This window comes from Sporolactobacillus shoreae (genome assembly GCF_004684935.1).
GTDB lineage: Bacteria > Bacillota > Bacilli > Bacillales > Sporolactobacillaceae > Sporolactobacillus > Sporolactobacillus shoreae.
Genome location: NZ_SRJD01000008.1, coordinates 111869 through 128944, shown reverse-complemented (window position 1 = coordinate 128944; position 17076 = coordinate 111869). Strand labels below are relative to the sequence as shown.

The window sequence follows — 17076 nt, the reverse complement described above, 5'->3', positions numbered from 1 at the left end:
GGGTTCCGTCATGAATAGTCGGCTCTGGGACTGTTCATGACGGAAGCCAGACCAAGCGTAGCGCGGTAGGCTTTGAAGCACAGTAAAGTTCATTTTTAAGTGTCCATTTTCTTGACAGAACTTCATAAACCCCCGAAAGTGGCTGGTAAACCCCCGAAAGTGGCTGGTAAACCCCCGAAAGTGGCTGGTAAACCCCCGAAAGTGGCTGGTAAACCCCCGAAAGTGGTTGGTTAATCTATTAATTTCCATGGCTCCCTTGATTGAAAAATTTGTAAGGTGTAGAATAACGGCACAATAGAGAAATAGAAAGGGTATACAAAAACATAAGGAGAGGATCTTTGTGAGCGAAACAGTCAGAAAAGTTGGTATTGTTGGAATTGGAAATGTCGGCAAGGCGGCGGCATCAGCCATTCTGCATGAAAACATTGCAGACGAGCTGTACATTTCGGATATTGACAGTGAACGTGCGAAAGGTGAGGCTTGGGATTTCGCCGACAGCATCGAAGTTACTCCGTCGCGGACACGCGTTTTTGAGGTGCCGCTGGAAGGCCTGGCACAATGTGATGTTATTCTTGTTTCCGTAACGGAAAGGTCGCAGATTCCGCAGGGTTCTCGCCTCGAACTGCTGAAAGGGACGGCAGCCATTGCTTATGACATCGTACCGAAGCTGCGCGAAGCCGGATTCAAAGGCATTTATGTCATCGCGACGAATCCGTGCGACATTATCACGTACTTATTCTATCATCTGTCCGGGCTGCCGAAGAATCAGGTCATCGGTACAGGCACTGCGCTGGACAGCATGAGGCTGCGCCGTCAGATTTCTGAAGCACTCGGCGGCATTGATCCGCGCAGTATCAGCGCGTATATGGTCGGCGAACACGGCGATTCCCAGATTGCGGCCTGGTCCCATGTCCGTATCGGTGGCCAGTCGCTTGACGAATACGAGGCGGAGAACAGTGACCGTTTCGGAAAATTAGACCGTGATAAAATTGAAGATACAGCCCGCCACTTTGGTTGGGAAATCCATAAACGTAAGGGCAACACACAGTTCGGTATCGGCAATCAGCTCGCTTTCTTTGCCAAATCAATTTTAAATGATGCGCGCAACGTTACGCCCGCGTCAGTAATTCTAGAGGGCGAATATGGCCAGAAAGATGTAGCTGCCGGTGTACCGATCGTTCTTGGCAGGGACGGAGTTAAGGAAATCCTGCACTTCCACCTAAGCGGCAAAGAGCAGGAATCATTTAATGCCTCGGCTGAACTGATCAAAGGCTATATTGATCAGACACTGGCCGAACGTGAAGGTACTGCTGCCCAATAAAAATAGAAAAAAAGCGAAGTGCCTGAAAATCCGGCGCTCCGCTTTTTTTTTGCATCCTTATAACCGGACCGTTATGAAAAAATCCTGATAGTCATCGAGGTAAAAATCCGCACCAGGTTCCTTATTCTGAAACAGACAGGTTTTTGCGCCGATGGCTTTTGCGGGAATGATGTCCAGAAGACGATCTCCTACAACAAGATCAATGGCATGCTTTTCATTGAGATAAATATATGAAGCGGGGTCAGGCTTTCTGGGAAAGTGATCGTCACTGGTTACCACGTCGGCAAAATATTTTTCAAATCCATAGAGCTTCAAAATTTTAAAGAGATCGGTCCGGTTGTTATGCGTCATGATCACATTTTCATCCGCAAAATTCAGGACTTTCTCCACGTCTCTAAAAGGCCTGAACGCCTGCGCCGGAGTTTCCCGGAACAGGGAGAAAAAGCGCCTAGCCTGAGTTTCAGAGACATCGAGGTAGTCGAACGCGTGCGTAAAAGATATTTTCAGTTGAGCGTAAATTTCGTCTTCACGGATCTCAGGACCCAGGATCTGACTCATCAGTTTCGAATAAACCGGGTATGTATCAAAAAGCGTACCGTCAAAATCCCATAATATATTCATGCGGACACTGCTCCTGTTTTCAAAATCGGATCTATTTAAAGCCTAGCATACCCCCGCTGTTTCCGAAATAATATACGGCTGATTTTTCAAAAAAAATTAAACATGAAGCTGGTATCGTCCAGATGATTTTTTAACTTTATCCCCCGCCGGAATTGTTGTAAGATGAAAAGGAGCACTTTCATGGAGTAGTGTGCGACAATCATAAGAGGAGAGCAACATGGTCAGGGATTATTATTGGACGATTTCCCAGATGCGTCGCCAGGCGGCGGTCATCCGCGGAAGCGAAGCGCCGACACGGGTGCTGAAGAATGCGCGTTATCTGAATACCTATCTGAAATCCTGGGAACAGGCGAATATTTGGATTGACGGGGACCGGATTGTCTATGTGGGCGACCGTTTGCCTGCGAAAACGGACGGGACGACGGAAACAGTGGACTGCTCCGGACTCACGCTTGTTCCCGGGTATATTGAACCGCATATCCATCCCGGACAGCTCTATAATCCTCAGACGTTGGCAGCCTATGCCGCGCCGTTGGGCACGACGACACTGATCTGTGACAATGCCATTTTATTCCGATGTCTGAGTGACGAAGAATCGTTCAGGGTGATGGACCATCTGGATCAGCTACCCGCACTTTTTTACTGGTGGTGCCGCTATGATTCACAGACGGAAGTGGTTGATTCCCCTTTCAATGAAAAACGGATGCAGGCGTGGCTGAATCACCCGCTTGTGGTTCAGGGCGGGGAGCTGACCGGCTGGCCGAAGGTTGTCCATGGCGATGATCAGATCCTCTCGTGGATGCGCGAAACGAAGCTCCTGAGGAAACCGATTGAATCCCATTTGCCAGGAGCCTCGGAGCGGACACTGACCCAGCTAAAATTGTTTGGAGCGGACTGCGACCATGAGGCGATGACGGGCAAAGAGGCCATCACACGGCTGAAACTTGGCTACACGGTCTCCCTGCGTTACTCGTCAATCCGTCCGGACCTGCCGGATATTCTGAAAGAAATGTTGGATGAGGGTATTCACGACTTCGACCATGTGACCCTGAACATGGACGGCTCGACACCGGCCTTTTTCAAAGACGGGGTCTCGGATCATCTGATCCGGATCGCTCTTGACGTCGGGGTTCCCGCCATTGATGCCTACATGATGGCCTCTAGCAATATCGCGTCCCACTACAATCTGGGCGATCGGATCGGCCATATCGCGCCGGGAAGAATTGCCAGCATCAACTTTCTTCAAAATCCGTCTGATCCGCGCCCGGTTTCGGTGCTTTCAAGAGGGAAATGGATTCGTCGAAACGGTGAGCGGATTGAAGACGCTTTTTCAGAATATGATTTGACGGATAATCTTGAAAAATTGAGGCTTGATTTTCAGTTGAATTCCAGGGATCTTAATGGTGGGTCAACAACGGGTCTGGACATGGTAAACGATGTGATCACTCGTCCCTTTGAACTGGGGGCGGATACCGGAGTCGGCGTTCTTCCCGATGACACGCTTTATCTGACACTGGCAGACCGAAAAGGAGAATGGCGGGTCAATTCTTATCTGCGCGGCTTCGCACGGAACCTGTCCGGCTTTGCGGGAAGTTTTTCAACAACCGGGGATATCCTGCTGATTGGAAAAAGCAAGGCGGATATGGTGACCGCTTTTAACCGTCTGAAAAAAATCGGTGGCGGTCTAGTGATTGTGGAAAATGGCGAAACCGTGGCGGAGCTGGCGCTGCCTCTGCTTGGATGCATGTCCGGGCTTCCGATGGAGCGTCTGATCGCGGAAGCAGATCAGTTTGAAGCCGCGCTCCGGAGGACAGGTTATACGTTCGGCGATCCGTTCTTCAGCCTGACCTTCCTGTCATCCACCCATCTGCCCTATATCCGTATCACGCCAAAAGGGTTGTACGATGTCATGCGAGCGACCCTGATTCCTGCGGCGGGCTGTAAAAAATGAAAAAACCCGGGAAATGAAAGCCCTGAACCTATGAAACAGCATGTATCCAGGAAAGGAATGGACGAATATGCAAATTGATAAATTAAGAGGCAAAGCGCTTGACCAGCTGTTTGACGCGATCATGACACTGAAGGATCGTGAAGAATGTTACCGTTTTTTTGACGACTTGTGCACGATGGGAGAAATCCAGTCGCTGTCTCAGAGACTGGAAGTGGCGAGAATGCTGATGGCGGGTCACACCTATCATCATATTGAAGAAGAAACGGGTGCCAGCACGGCGACGATTTCGCGTGTTAAACGCTGTATCAATTTTGGTAATGATGGCTATCAGATGACACTCGAAAGGCTGAAATGAAGCAAGTGACTGAGCAATTTTTCATTTAGAATTAGGATGTGGTACCATGGACAGTATTTCACAGGAACTGCTTGAAGGACTTAATCCGGAGCAGCTAAAAGCGGTCAGGCATCATGAGGGACCGCTCTTGATTATGGCGGGCGCGGGGAGCGGGAAGACGCGTGTGCTGACGCACCGCATGGCCTATATGATGATCGAAAGAGACGTGGCGCCATGGAATCTGCTGGCGATCACGTTTACAAATAAAGCGGCGAAGGAAATGAGGGAACGGCTTGAAAAACTTGCCGGTCCGCTCGTCAATGACGTCTGGGTGTCTACCTTTCACTCGATGTGCGTGCGCATTCTGAGGCGGGATATTGACCGTCTGGGCATCAGCCGCAATTTTTCAATACTTGACTCGACGGATCAGCAGTCTGTCGTTAAGCATATTCTGAAGGATCAGAATCTGGATCCGAAGAAGTTTACCCCGCGCAGCATTCTCGGGCGGATCAGCGGTGCGAAAAATGAGCTGAAGACAGCAGCGGATTTCGCAAAAACGGCGATGGGCCCGTTTGACGAAGTCGTGCGGGATGTCTACATAGACTATGAAAAGCGCCTGCTGCAGAATCAGTCGCTTGATTTTGACGACCTGATCATGACGACGGTGCACCTTTTTCAACGGATGCCGGAAACTCTGGCATACTACCAGAAAAAGTTTCAGTATATTCACGTCGATGAATACCAGGATACAAACCGCGCCCAGTATTTGCTCGTACACATGCTGGCGGATCGTTACAAAAATCTGTGTGTGGTCGGTGACTCGGACCAGTCCATTTACGGCTGGCGCGGCGCGGACATTCATAACATTCTTTCCTTTGAGGAAGACTATCCGGATGCAACCGTCATTAAACTCGAACAGAATTACCGTTCGACGAAAAAGATTCTTGACGCCGCCAACCACGTGATTCAGAACAACCACAACCGGAAACCAAAGAATCTGTGGACCGAAAATGCGGACGGTACGAAAATTGCGTATTACAAGGCGGGAACGGAGCACGAGGAAGCTTATTATGTAGCCGGAAAAATGCGGGAACTGTTTAAGGATGGGTTCAAGTATTCCGACCTGGCAGTATTGTATCGGACCAATGCCCAGTCCCGTGTGATTGAAGAGACACTGGTCAAATCGAATATACCATACCGGATGGTCGGGAGTATCAAATTCTACGACCGTAAGGAGATAAAAGATGTTCTGGCCTATCTCAGACTTGTGTCCAACCCGGATGACGAGATCAGCCTGGCCCGTGTGATCAACGAACCCAAACGCGGCATCGGGGCATCTTCCATGGACAAACTGGCTGATTATGCGATCGGCGCCGATCTGTCAATGATGAAAGCAATCGGCGAAATTGATCAGACAGGGATTGCCGCGCGGACGGCAAAAAAAATGGAAGCATTCTCCGAGATGATTCTGAACTGGTCGAAAATGCAGGAATTTTTGTCGGTCACCGATCTGGTGGAAGAGGTGCTTGATAAATCCGGCTATCGCGAAGATTTAAAGGCTGAACGGACGATTGAAGCAGAGAGCCGTCTTGAAAACCTGGATGAACTGCTGTCTGTGACCAAGGAATTCGAGGCTTCCCATGATGACAAGTCACTGACCAATTTTCTGACAGAACTGGCCCTTGATACGGATGTGGATGAAAAGGATGATACATCAGTCAAGGACGCGGTCACTTTAATGACGCTGCACTCAGCGAAAGGATTGGAATTCCCGGTTGTCTTTCTGGCTGGCATGGAAGAAGGTATTTTCCCACATTCACGTGCCCTGGATGATGAGGAAGAGATGGAAGAGGAGCGACGTCTCGCCTATGTGGGTATTACCCGCGCCAAACAGCGCCTTTTTCTGACATCGGCCCAGATCCGTATGCTGTTCGGTCAGACGGTGACCAACCCAGTTTCGCGCTTTATTAAAGAGATACCTGAAGAACTTCTGGATGTTGAGGAACCGGAACACCAGGCGGCGACCACTCGTTTTGCCGGCCTTTCATCATCGGCGTCGCCGTTCGCCGGCCGTTTTGCGTCCGTCTACAAAAATCCGGCGCCGATGCTTAAGAAACAGGCTACTGGTAATGAGGAATGGCGTGCGGGAGACAAAGTGTTGCATAAAAAGTGGGGCCAAGGAACGGTTGTCAGCACAAAGGGAAGCGGAGACAGTGTCGAGTTGGACATTGTTTTCCCAAGCCCCGTCGGACTGAAAAGGCTCCTCGGAGCGTTTGCACCGATTGAAAAAGTATGATTTTGCGATTTGGGAGGGCCTTATGTGGGGCCTGAACACCTTTCGATAAATTCCTTTTAAAAAGGAGAAAGAGGAACATGGAAAACGATCTGTCTCAGCATGTTCGTGATCTGCGCGCATTACTGGATAAATACAGTTATGAATACTATGTGGAAGACAATCCGAGCGTTCCGGACAGCGAGTATGACCGTCTGATGCAGGAACTGATCGCGATTGAGGCGGAGCATCCGGACTGGGTGACACTCGAATCGCCGACTCAGCGCGTCGGCGGGGAACCGCTCAAAGAATTTAATAAGGTGACACATGATATCCCAATGCTCAGCCTCGGTGACGTTTTCAGTGAAGAAGAGCTGCTCGATTTTGACCGCCGCGTCCGCCAGGCAGTGGGAGATGACGTCACATACGTCTGCGAGCTGAAAATTGACGGGCTGGCAATCTCTCTGACCTATGAAAAAGGGCACTTTGTGCTTGGGGCGACTCGTGGTGACGGAACGACCGGCGAAGATATCACGAATAATCTTCGTACGGTTCGCTCACTCCCTCTGAGGCTGCCGGATGATGAGGACATCGAGGTGCGCGGCGAGTGCTATATGCCCAAAAAATCGTTTGAAAAGCTGAATGAGGAAAGGCGCCGGAACGGGGAGGTCCCATTCGCCAACCCGCGCAATGCGGCCGCAGGGTCCCTCCGTCAGCTGGATCCGAAGATTACTGCGAAGAGGCGACTTGCTGTTTTCCTGTACAGTTCCGGAAAATTCGACAGGGAAAAAATTACAACTCATTACGGACTGCTCGAATCCATCAAGGCGCTCGGATTACCAGTTAACCCGGAGTCACGCCGGTGCAAAACGATGCAGGAAGTGTTTGACTACATAAAAGAATACACGGAAAAGCGCGATTCACTGTCTTATGGCATTGATGGCATTGTGGTTAAGGTGGATTCCATGGCGCAGCAGGCGCAACTTGGGCACACCGTCAAATCGCCGCGCTGGATGATTGCCTACAAATTCCCGGCAGAGGAGGTTGTCTCGACACTTGAAGATATCGAGATCAGTGTCGGCCGGACCGGCGCGGTAACACCGACCGCCGTTCTCTCGCCAGTTCAGGTTGCCGGAACGACGGTCAGAAGAGCGTCGCTTCATAACGAAGACTTGATTCGGGAAAAAGATTTGCGCATTGGCGACAGAGTCGTCATCCGCAAAGCGGGAGATATCATTCCTGAAGTGGTCAATGTACTCGCGGAGCAGCGGACGGGCAGCGAAAAAGCCTTCACCATGCCGGGAAATTGCCCCGAATGCGGCAGCACACTTGTTCGGCTGGAAGAAGAGGTCGCGCTCCGCTGTATCAATCCGAAATGTCCGGCGTTGATCCGCGAAGGGCTGATCCATTTTGTATCCCGCAATGCGATGAATATCGACGGACTGGGCGAAAAGGTGATTACTCAGTTGTTTGAAAATCATCTGATTCACGACGTCGCCGATCTTTATAAATTAAGCTTTGATGATCTGATTGTCATGGAAAGAATGGGCGAGAAGTCGGTCACCAATCTTCTTGCGGCGATTGAAAATTCCAAACAGAACTCTCTTGAGAGACTTCTTTTCGGCCTGGGGATCCGGTTCATCGGAGCAAAAGCGGCTCAGATTCTCGCACGTGCCTTCAGAACAATGGATGGGCTGGCTTCGTCGGCCCTTGATGAACTGACGGCGGTCGATGAGATCGGGGAAAAAATGGCGGACTCGGTCATCACCTATTTTTCCAAACCTGAAGTATCCGCTTTACTGGCCGAATTAAAAGCCGCAGGCCTGAATATGGCTTATCTCGGTCCGGATCCGGATGAAACGGAGACACCTGACTCACCGTTCAACGGCAAAACCGTTGTATTAACCGGAAAAATGGAGCAAATGACCCGCACCGAGGCGAAAAATGAAATTGAAAAGCGCGGCGGCAATGTGACCGGTAGTGTCAGCGCCAGTACAGATCTTGTTGTCGCAGGCGAGGCCGCCGGATCTAAGCTAACTAAGGCGCAGAAATTGAACATTGAGATATGGGACGAAGCGCAGTTTCTTGATGCGCTCAAGGATTGAGGAGGGGTCCTGATTGAAATATAAAAAAATGGGCGCGGCTGTCGCAACCGTGCTCAGCCTGCAGCTGGTTCTGTCGGGCTGCTGGTTTAACAGTACGTCAACAAATAGTGTTGTGAATAAAAATAACGGGAAAACGGAGACAGTCGGACTGGTTCCCGGCGTGGACAGCAAGGAATATCAGATGCTCCGCCCGCTGGCGAACGACACGAACCGAGGCTATATCCAGTACGGAGTGACCAATCTCGTGGACAGCGATCAGCTGGAAGTTGGCCTGATGAACCTGTCGAAGAACGTTTTCAGCCCGGATCAATATGTTTTTCAGAGTGGTCAGTATCTGAAAATAAGTGATATCAACGGGATGCTCTATCGGCAGGGACAGGAACCGAAAAACCAGGGCGGGAAAACACTTCCCGGGCTGAACCCTCCGCTCGGTAAGGGCAAGGACATCGTGGCCCAGTCCCAGAGCAGCCCAAAATATCTTAATTATGTGCTGGAACAGGACTATCTGAAAAAGGGCAGTAACGGAAAATACGCGCTTGGCGGTGTGTCCATCGCTGTTTCCTTAAATTCGGTCTACTCGGACAGTATCATGGACAGCAAGAAGCTGATCCACCCGATTTCCGTGCCGCTCAATGCTTCTACAGTCCGGGCATGGGGAAGGGCGCATGCGCAGCAGATTATTCAGCGCATCCGCAGTGTCAGTGGCCTTCAGCAGGTTCCGATCCTGCTGACTCTGTACATGGATGCCGCACCGTACTCGATGGTTTCGGGAAACTTTTTTGACCGGACCACGGTAGCCGCGGGATCGTCGTCGATCGGCGGCTGGACAGCGGTCAATGAGGACCATGTGCTTTTCCCGTCCACCTATGCTTCGTCGAAATACAGTCTGGATTCCAACAAATTTAACGCATTTAATTCAGCGGTTCAGAAATATTATCCGGATTTCGTCAATGTTGTCGGGAAGGGATTTTATCAGAACGGTACGCTGAAAGACTTAACGCTGAACATTAACATGAATAAGTTCAGGGATCAGACCGAACTGATCGCTTTTACCAACTATGTTGCCAACATCGTCAATAACAGTTTCAGTTTCCCGCGCGATGTTCCGGTTCATATCTATATCACGACCGGCAATGTTCAGGACGCGCTGATCGAGCGCACGGCAAGTATGGACAATGCTTTTGTTACAATGATCCAGCATTAATTTCATTTAAAGACTGCTGCAGCCTGCGCTGCAGTTTTTTTATCTGTTCATCTTTAAAATAATAAGAAAATCATATAAAATAATTAATATTATAAATAATATGTATAAAAATATTAGGAATGGAAGGTGGCCGAGCTGGATTCCTATGATGAGAAAATTTTAAGAATGCTTATGGCGAACGCCCGAGCGACATGGTCGGATCTGGCGTCGTCAATCGGACTTTCTTCGCCCGCTGCCGCGGACCGGGTCCGTCGGCTCGAGGAAAAAGGGATTATCAAAGGCTACGGCGTGGCAGTCGATCCGGAATTAGTTGGATATTTCTGCACCGCATTTGTTGCTGTGACTCTGGAAAGAGCAGAGCTGCGAAGCGATTTCCTCCATCTGATCGACTGCCTTAAAGAAGTCCAGGAATGCCACCATATCGCCGGAGACTATGACTATCTTCTGAAGGTACGCTGCATCAATACGAAGGATCTTGACCGTGTGATCAGCAGCGGGCTGAAAAGCCTTCCTGGCATCCGGACACGGACAACCATTGTGTTAAACACATTAAAAGAATCGACGCGCCTTCCATTAGATCAGGTTCATCCTGAGAAGGGGGAATGAAATGGACTTTTCACTCTTCTTAAAAGGTATTGCTCTCGGCTTCACGGTCGCAGCTCCTGTCGGGCCGATTGGCATCCTCTGCATTCGGCGGACGCTTTCGGACGGACGGTTATCCGGATTGTTCTCAGGCCTTGGTGCGGCGACGGCAGATGCTTTGTACGGCTCGGTCGCCGGTTTCGGATTAACTGCCGTTTCCGGATTTCTGAACGGGCAAAGCCTGTGGCTCCAGATTGCGGGAGGCTGCTTTCTATGCTATTTAGGAGGGAAGACGCTTTTTTCAAAACCGTCGGACCGGCCGCCCCGTTCCACCGGGTCGGGAAAACTTTCCGCGTCTTACGCGTCGATTTTTTTTCTGACCGTCACGAACCCAATGACCATTTTATCGTTTGTTGGTGTCTTCACAGGGCTGGGGCTGGTCGGTGGACAAGGTGGTGCATTGTCTGCGGGCCTGCTTGTCGCTGGTGTTTTTGGTGGGTCGGCATTGTGGTGGCTTCTACTCAGTGTATCCGTCGGGATGCTTCGGGAAAAGATGAACAGAAAAGTATTGGGTTTGATCAATTGGCTGTCCGGACTCGTCATCATCAGTTTTGGAGCGGGAGCTCTGTTTCCGTTGCTTATTGAAAAATGGAATGGTCTTTTTTAAAAAATGGCTATGTTACTATTGATCGTTGATTTTGTTGCATGATTGATTCGAGCGCCTGGAGTGAAAAACAACAAACACGTTTAACAAAAAATAGCGAATGATGCCAGTTTGTCCTGCCGCGAGATTGCACAGAACTGGTAGAATTTGATATGATTAAGGCATTGTTGGAGTTTGCGGTGACGAAAGGCAGGCTCCGGAGCCATTCGATGTGGAGGTGATTTTATGAGCAGGATTTCTGAAGAGCAGGTCAAATATGTTGCTCATCTGGCACGGCTCTCATTTAGTGAAGAAGAAATCAAAACGTTCACGACGCAGCTGGATGAGATTATCGGATTTGCGGAACAGTTGAACGAACTGGATACGGAAGGCATTGAGCCGACCACGCATGTCCTCGACATGTACAATGTGATGCGCGATGATGTCGTGGAGCCTTCTCTGCCACGCGAAGAGGCACTGAAGAATGCGCCGGTTCAGGAAGACGGACAGGTTAAAGTACCACTGATTATGGAAGCTGACTGATCGAAACAGAAGGAGGAAGACGGAAGATGCCACTTTTTGAAGAGGGCCTTGTGCGTCTTAAAAAGAAGATACATAACAAGGAAATCAAGGCATCCGATCTCGTCGATGAAGCGTACGCGCGCATCGGCGAAGTGGATGGCAAAGTGAAGGCTTTCCTGACGCTGAATGAAGAGGCAGCGAGGGATGAAGCCCGGACAATCGATGAAAAGGGGACTGCGGATGACGCATTGCTCCTTGGCATGCCAATAGGCATTAAAGACAACCTCGTGACGAAGGGCTTGAGAACAACCTGCGCGAGCCAAATTCTTGAAAACTACGATCCGATTTTTGACGCGACTGTGATTGAGAAAGTGAAAGCCCAGAAGGCTATTACCATAGGCAAGCTGAATATGGATGAATTCGCCATGGGCTCTTCAACAGAAAATTCGAGCATGGCGATCACCCATAATCCATGGGATCTTGAGAGAGTGCCGGGTGGTTCAAGCGGCGGCTCTGCTGCTTCGGTTGCGGCGGGTGAAGTGCTGTTCGCTCTTGGAACAGATACCGGTGGATCGATCCGTCAACCATCCGCATTCTGCGGCGTTGTCGGTATGAAACCGACCTACGGACGCGTGTCCCGCTACGGCGTCGTTGCCTTCGCTTCTTCGCTCGATCAGGTCGGAACGATCACTCGGACCGTTGAAGACAACGCATTTTTACTCGAAACGATAGCCGGTCTTGATCCACATGATTCGACGAGTGCCGACGTCAAGGTGCCGCATTACTCGGCTGCACTGACCGGTGATATCAAGGGTCTTCGGGTTGCCGTTCCAAAAGAATACCTTGGTGAAGGCATTGATGAATCGGTAAAGGATAAAATCAAGGCCGCGATCCGCCAGCTTGAAGCGCTCGGCGCGGTTTGCGAAGAAGTGTCTCTGCCACATTCCAAATACGCGGTGCCGACCTACTATATCCTTGCCTCATCGGAAGCTTCGGCGAACCTTGCCCGCTTTGATGGTGTGCGCTATGGTGTCCGCGCGGATTCGAACGATCTGATTGAAATGTATAAAAAGTCGAGAAGCGAAGGCTTCGGTGATGAAGTCAAACGCCGGGTCATGCTCGGAACGTTTGCTTTAAGTTCGGGCTATTATGACGCTTACTATAAAAAGGCGCAGCAGGTGCGCACGCTGATCAAACAGGATTTTGAAAAAGTCTTGGAGAATCATGATATTATCGTCGGACCGACGACGCCGACGACCGCTTTTAAAATTGGTGAAAAAGTGGACGATCCGCTGACGATGTATGCCAATGACCTTCTGACCATTCCGGTTAACCTGGCGGGCATTCCGGCGATCAGCCTTCCGTGCGGTCTCGCGGATGGCCTTCCGGTCGGCTTGCAGATGATCGGCCGGCCATTTGGCGAAAAAACACTTTACCGCGCGGCACACGCCTACGAACAGACAGCCGGATTCAAACTTGCGCCGGCAATCAAAGGGGCGAATGACTAATGAGCAATTTTGAAACGATAATCGGCCTCGAAGTCCATGTCGAACTGAAAACAAAGACGAAAGCGTTCTGCGGCTGCGCCAATGAATTCGGCGCTCCGCCGAATACGCATACCTGTCCAATCTGTCTCGGACATCCCGGTGTTCTGCCGGTTCTGAACAGGCAGGCTGTGGATTATGCCATTAAAGCGGCGCTCGCGCTGAACTGTGACATTACACGGGAGACGAAGTTCGACCGCAAAAACTATTTTTACCCGGACAACCCGAAGGCTTACCAGATTTCACAATTTGATCAGCCGATCGGAAGAAACGGCTATATTGAAATTGAAGTTGACGGAAAGAAGAAAAAGATTGGCGTTCACCGTCTGCATCTTGAGGAAGACGCCGGCAAGCTGAATCACCTTGAAGATGGTTCCGGTTCGCTGGTCGACTTCAACCGTGTCGGCACGCCGCTGATCGAAATCGTGTCGGAAGCGGACATGCGCACGCCGCAGGAAGCCTATGCTTACCTTGATAAGCTGAAAGCGATTATGCAGTACATTGGCGTGTCCGATGTCAAGATGGAGGAAGGTTCCCTGCGCTGTGATGCTAACATTTCGATTCGTCCGTTTGGTCAGACGGAATTCGGCACAAAGACAGAACTGAAGAACCTGAACTCCTTCACTTTTGTAGAAAAAGGGCTGGCGTACGAGGAACGGCGCCAGGAGAAAGTCCTCCTTTCCGGCGGCCAGGTTGAGCAGGAAACACGACGTTACAATGACGCAACGAAGACAACCACGCTGATGCGCGGCAAGGAAGGCTCTGACGACTACCGTTACTTTCCGGAACCGGATATCATCAAGCTTAAAATTGATCAGGAATGGATCGACCGCATTGAGGCAGAAATTCCGGAACTTCCGGATGCACGTCAGCAACGCTACGTCGAAGAGCTTGGCCTGACGGATTATGACGCAATGGTACTGACCCAGGCAAAAACAATGTCCGACTTCTTTGAAAGTGCCATCAGCACCGGATCCGACGCGAAACTCATTGCCAACTGGCTGATGGGTGACGTGTCCGCCTACCTGAACAGCAACTACAAGACCATTGACGAAGTACCGATGACACCAGAGGCACTCGCCAAATTGGTCAAACTGATTGAAGAGGGCACGATCTCAAGCAAGATCGCCAAGAAAGTTTTTAAAACACTGATTGAAAAAGGCGGCGATCCGGAAGACATCGTTAAAGCGAAGGGTCTCATCCAGATCTCGGATGAAGGAGCCCTCCACAAACTGATGGATCCGATCCTTGAAGCCAACAAGCAATCCATGATTGACTACAAAAACGGCAAAGATCGCGCGCTTGGCTTCCTTGTCGGCCAGGTGATGAAAGAATCCCACGGCAAAGCCAATCCGAACATGGTTAACAAAATTATCCTTGAAGAAATTGAAAAGCTTTAATACATTTTGACGTGAAAACCGGGCTGCGAAGCCCGGTTTTTCACTACTTGGCGGTATTTACTGTGCAGAAGAAAAGTCCCACTAGATCAGGCAAAGATCGTCTCGAATCGATTGGAAGTCGCACCTAAATTCATGAATCGCACCCAATTGAGTGAAAGTCGCACCTAATTGGACGAAAGTAACTCCGAAACTTATTAAAGTCGCACCAAAATCGTGAAAAGTTGCACCGAAATGATACCCTCGAGGCATTTAATCTGATTTCAGGTACATTTCTTTATCTAAACCCTACACTTAATGTCAGAGGTGATAAAAATGATCACTTATCACTATAGAACAAGATTCGATTTTTCCACAAGACAAACAACGATTTACAACGAGCAAGATGAGACGATCGGATCGATTCAAAGAACCTATCCGACCAAAGTTCAGCAGTTGATTGATACAGTTCTATACAGAAGCAGGCATTATAAAAATTATGAAATTAGGAATCAGGAGAGACGCCTCATTGTGTCCATTACGGATCAAACGAAACGCTTTAAAAGAAGAGATCAAAAAGTGATTTACTACAAGAATGATCAAGTGTATTCATTTCATTTAATAGACAGCACGGTCTTCGGGGACACGGAAAATGTGACTTTTTCGTTCGAAAACCAAAAATGTTCGATTCAAAAACTTCCCCTTGAACCAGCCAAGTTTACTGTAAATGGCCAACTGGCGGCGGACTGGAAGATTCCGGTTAAATCACCACTGAATACTCAGGTAAGATTACTTAATGAGGATTTAAAAAAAGATATTTTGTTGTTTATCGGCTGCTTGCATGGCTACTATAGTGCGGAAGGATACTGACTCTTCGCAGAACACCTTTGGCCGAAAAGAGAATGTACTATGGAATGCTTGGGCAACAAGTTTAAGGTGTCACGTCATATTTTGAGCCATATCCATAGCTATTCTTCAAGGGGGCATATTTTAACGTGTTCATTTCAGAATCTAATAATCCTGCTCCTCCCCATTCATGTTTCAAAATTAATTTTCGATCAATATATTCAGCGGTAAAATAGACCTGTCTGATTTCCGCTTTATAAATATACTCATAAGCAATATTGGGTTTTTCACCCTGTACATAAATAAAGCGATGGTATTGACCGTCATCCTGAGTGAAAAAGGATGACACTTTTATATCAGATTTTTTAATACCTTGTTTTTCAATGTATTGATTGATTGCTGCCCAAGCGACATCACGTTTATGTGCCCAATAGAAATGGCTGGCAAACAATCCGCTGGCAATGATGACAATGAGAACGGTTAAGATTATGACTTTCCTTTTTTTCTTGATCGAAATCATCTCCCTGCCGAATGAACATTTTGGAAATAATAGTGATGCTCATTTCTATAATAATAGCACGCCAAAAGTTAAAGATATAATCACACGTTGGTCTGACGCACAGCGGGGTTCCATCAGCCCTGCTCATTTTGCTTTTAAAAAATTTTTACAATATAATAAAACAAGGTAAATAAAGGTATCGGAACGTTGTTACAGCATTTCCATAGGAGTAATAGTGGCCCTGGATACAGAGATTGATTAGGTGATGAATCATGAAAAAAGCACGAATCATATATAATCCGACCTCCGGGAGAGAACTGGCGAAGAGGAATATCGCTTATATTCTTGACCGCTTGGAGGACGCTGGATATGAGGCTTCCGCCTATGCAACGAAAAGCAAGGGGGATGCCACGAAGGGCGCACGCAAAGCGGTCAGGCGTAAATTCGATCTCGTGGTCGCGGCGGGCGGAGACGGAACGATCAATGAAGTGATCAACGGCCTTGCGGAAAAAGAATTCCGCCCGAAACTCGGCGTTCTCCCACTCGGGACGACCAATGATTTTGCGAGGGCAGTCAATATTCCCCGTGATATTGTCAAAGCGTGCGATGTGCTTTGCGATGGATATGACATGCCAATCGACATCGGAAAAGCCAATGATCATTATTTCATCAATATCGCCGGCGCGGGAAAATTGACTGAGCTGACCTATGACGTTCCGAGCAAGCTGAAAACCATGCTCGGACAGATGGCTTATTTTATCAAGGGTATTGAAATGCTGCCCTCCCTGCGCCCGACCAACGTGACCATTCACTATGACGACCGGACCTTTTCCGGCGATATCATGTTATTCCTTGTCTCAAACACGAATTCTGTGGGTGGGTTTGAAAAACTGGCTCCGGATGCCAAATTGAATGACGGCCTGTTCGACCTGGTTATTCTGAAGGCGACCAATTTGGCCGATTTCATCCGTCTGGCATCCCTCGCCGCGCGCGGTGAACACATGAAAGATCCGAAAGTCATTTATGCGCAGGCGAGCCGCATCAGAATTGATGCCAATGAAAAAATGCAGCTGAATATCGACGGCGAGTACGGCGGCAACCTGCCCGGTGAGATTGTCAATCTTTATCAGCATCTGCACCTGATGGTACCTAAGAAGACAGCAGATGCTCAGCATGCCCGGCTTGAAATTGAGGAACAGCCAACAGAATAAGCAATGGATTCCGGTCATTCAGGTGTGCCCGACACAAAGAAGGGG

Annotated in this window: 15 protein-coding genes; 13 read left to right on the top strand and 2 right to left on the bottom strand. The window is 49.2% G+C overall.

Translation table 11 applies throughout. The features are described from left to right. Positions 1 to 340 precede the first annotated feature (340 nt). Positions 341 to 1321, top strand: a complete 981-nt coding sequence (locus E4665_RS08990) for an L-lactate dehydrogenase (protein WP_135348452.1) — start codon at positions 341 to 343, stop codon at positions 1319 to 1321. A 57-nt stretch (positions 1322 to 1378) separates the two neighbouring features. Here the strand turns inward: E4665_RS08990 and E4665_RS08985 are convergent, their stop codons facing one another. Continuing rightward, positions 1379 to 1942, bottom strand: a complete 564-nt coding sequence (locus E4665_RS08985) for an HAD-IA family hydrolase (protein ID WP_135348451.1) — start codon at positions 1940 to 1942, stop codon at positions 1379 to 1381. A 217-nt stretch (positions 1943 to 2159) separates the two neighbouring features. Here E4665_RS08985 and E4665_RS08980 point away from each other — a divergent pair, with 217 nt between their 5' ends. From E4665_RS08980 to E4665_RS08930, 11 genes are all read left to right on the top strand, one after another. Then, entirely contained in the window at positions 2160 to 3893 is a 1734-nt protein-coding gene (locus E4665_RS08980; RefSeq protein ID WP_135348450.1) for an adenine deaminase C-terminal domain-containing protein, read from the top strand. A 67-nt stretch (positions 3894 to 3960) separates the two neighbouring features. After that, complete coding sequence (locus tag E4665_RS08975) at positions 3961 to 4248, top strand: YerC/YecD family TrpR-related protein (protein ID WP_135348449.1); 288 nt, start codon at positions 3961 to 3963, stop codon at positions 4246 to 4248. 46 nt (positions 4249 to 4294) lie between these two features. Further along, on the top strand, positions 4295 to 6523 hold the full coding sequence (gene pcrA / locus E4665_RS08970; protein ID WP_135348448.1) for a DNA helicase PcrA: 2229 nt from the start codon (positions 4295 to 4297) through the stop codon (positions 6521 to 6523). Between the two features lie 77 nt (positions 6524 to 6600). Next, on the top strand, positions 6601 to 8604 hold the full coding sequence (ligA, locus tag E4665_RS08965; RefSeq protein WP_135348447.1) for an NAD-dependent DNA ligase LigA: 2004 nt from the start codon (positions 6601 to 6603) through the stop codon (positions 8602 to 8604). Positions 8605 to 8617: 13 nt separating this feature from the next. Next, positions 8618 to 9808 carry a CamS family sex pheromone protein gene (locus E4665_RS08960; RefSeq protein WP_135348446.1) on the top strand — a complete coding sequence of 397 codons (1191 nt, stop codon included), beginning with the start codon at positions 8618 to 8620 and terminating at the stop codon, positions 9806 to 9808. Between the two features lie 126 nt (positions 9809 to 9934). Next, positions 9935 to 10414, top strand: a complete 480-nt coding sequence (locus tag E4665_RS08955; RefSeq protein WP_241654776.1) for an Lrp/AsnC family transcriptional regulator — start codon at positions 9935 to 9937, stop codon at positions 10412 to 10414. Between the two features lies 1 nt (position 10415). Further along, the gene (locus tag E4665_RS08950) at positions 10416 to 11057 is read left to right on the top strand and encodes a LysE family translocator (protein ID WP_135348445.1); all 642 of its coding nucleotides are present in this window, start codon (positions 10416 to 10418) and stop codon (positions 11055 to 11057) included. A gap of 222 nt (positions 11058 to 11279) precedes the next feature. After that, positions 11280 to 11576 (top strand): Asp-tRNA(Asn)/Glu-tRNA(Gln) amidotransferase subunit GatC, encoded by a 297-nt coding sequence (gene gatC, locus E4665_RS08945; protein WP_135348444.1) that lies wholly within the window; start codon positions 11280 to 11282, stop codon positions 11574 to 11576. Positions 11577 to 11602: 26 nt separating this feature from the next. After that, positions 11603 to 13063 carry an Asp-tRNA(Asn)/Glu-tRNA(Gln) amidotransferase subunit GatA gene (gatA, locus tag E4665_RS08940; RefSeq protein WP_135348443.1) on the top strand — a complete coding sequence of 487 codons (1461 nt, stop codon included), beginning with the start codon at positions 11603 to 11605 and terminating at the stop codon, positions 13061 to 13063. Further along, on the top strand, positions 13063 to 14499 hold the full coding sequence (gene gatB / locus E4665_RS08935; protein WP_135348442.1) for an Asp-tRNA(Asn)/Glu-tRNA(Gln) amidotransferase subunit GatB: 1437 nt from the start codon (positions 13063 to 13065) through the stop codon (positions 14497 to 14499). The genes gatA and gatB overlap by 1 nt, the downstream gene beginning before the upstream one ends. Before the next feature lie 312 nt (positions 14500 to 14811). Further along, the gene (locus E4665_RS08930; protein ID WP_135348441.1) at positions 14812 to 15345 is read left to right on the top strand and encodes a tubby C-terminal domain-like protein; all 534 of its coding nucleotides are present in this window, start codon (positions 14812 to 14814) and stop codon (positions 15343 to 15345) included. A gap of 61 nt (positions 15346 to 15406) precedes the next feature. Here the strand turns inward: E4665_RS08930 and E4665_RS08925 are convergent, their stop codons facing one another. Continuing rightward, a complete protein-coding gene (locus E4665_RS08925) occupies positions 15407 to 15841 on the bottom strand; it encodes a DUF3139 domain-containing protein (protein ID WP_135348440.1) in 435 nt (144 codons plus the stop codon). Between the two features lie 251 nt (positions 15842 to 16092). Between E4665_RS08925 and E4665_RS08920 the strand changes: the two genes are divergently transcribed. Then, complete coding sequence (locus E4665_RS08920) at positions 16093 to 17031, top strand: diacylglycerol kinase (RefSeq protein ID WP_135348439.1); 939 nt, start codon at positions 16093 to 16095, stop codon at positions 17029 to 17031. Positions 17032 to 17076 lie beyond the last annotated feature (45 nt).

Excerpts from the sequence above, each read along its gene's own strand:
- E4665_RS08980 (WP_135348450.1), top strand. The coding sequence starts at position 2,160 with ATGGTCAGGGATTATTATTGGACGATTTCCCAGATGCGTCGCCAGGCG.
- gatB (WP_135348442.1), top strand. The coding sequence starts at position 13,063 with ATGAGCAATTTTGAAACGATAATCGGCCTCGAAGTCCATGTCGAACTG.
- ligA (WP_135348447.1), top strand. The coding sequence starts at position 6,601 with ATGGAAAACGATCTGTCTCAGCATGTTCGTGATCTGCGCGCATTACTG.
- pcrA (WP_135348448.1), top strand. The coding sequence starts at position 4,295 with ATGGACAGTATTTCACAGGAACTGCTTGAAGGACTTAATCCGGAGCAG.
- E4665_RS08925 (WP_135348440.1), bottom strand. The coding sequence starts at position 15,841 with ATGATTTCGATCAAGAAAAAAAGGAAAGTCATAATCTTAACCGTTCTC.
- E4665_RS08920 (WP_135348439.1), top strand. The coding sequence starts at position 16,093 with ATGAAAAAAGCACGAATCATATATAATCCGACCTCCGGGAGAGAACTG.
- E4665_RS08950 (WP_135348445.1), top strand. The coding sequence starts at position 10,416 with ATGGACTTTTCACTCTTCTTAAAAGGTATTGCTCTCGGCTTCACGGTC.
- gatC (WP_135348444.1), top strand. The coding sequence starts at position 11,280 with ATGAGCAGGATTTCTGAAGAGCAGGTCAAATATGTTGCTCATCTGGCA.
- E4665_RS08975 (WP_135348449.1), top strand. The coding sequence starts at position 3,961 with ATGCAAATTGATAAATTAAGAGGCAAAGCGCTTGACCAGCTGTTTGAC.
- gatA (WP_135348443.1), top strand. The coding sequence starts at position 11,603 with ATGCCACTTTTTGAAGAGGGCCTTGTGCGTCTTAAAAAGAAGATACAT.
- E4665_RS08985 (WP_135348451.1), bottom strand. The coding sequence starts at position 1,942 with ATGAATATATTATGGGATTTTGACGGTACGCTTTTTGATACATACCCG.
- E4665_RS08930 (WP_135348441.1), top strand. The coding sequence starts at position 14,812 with ATGATCACTTATCACTATAGAACAAGATTCGATTTTTCCACAAGACAA.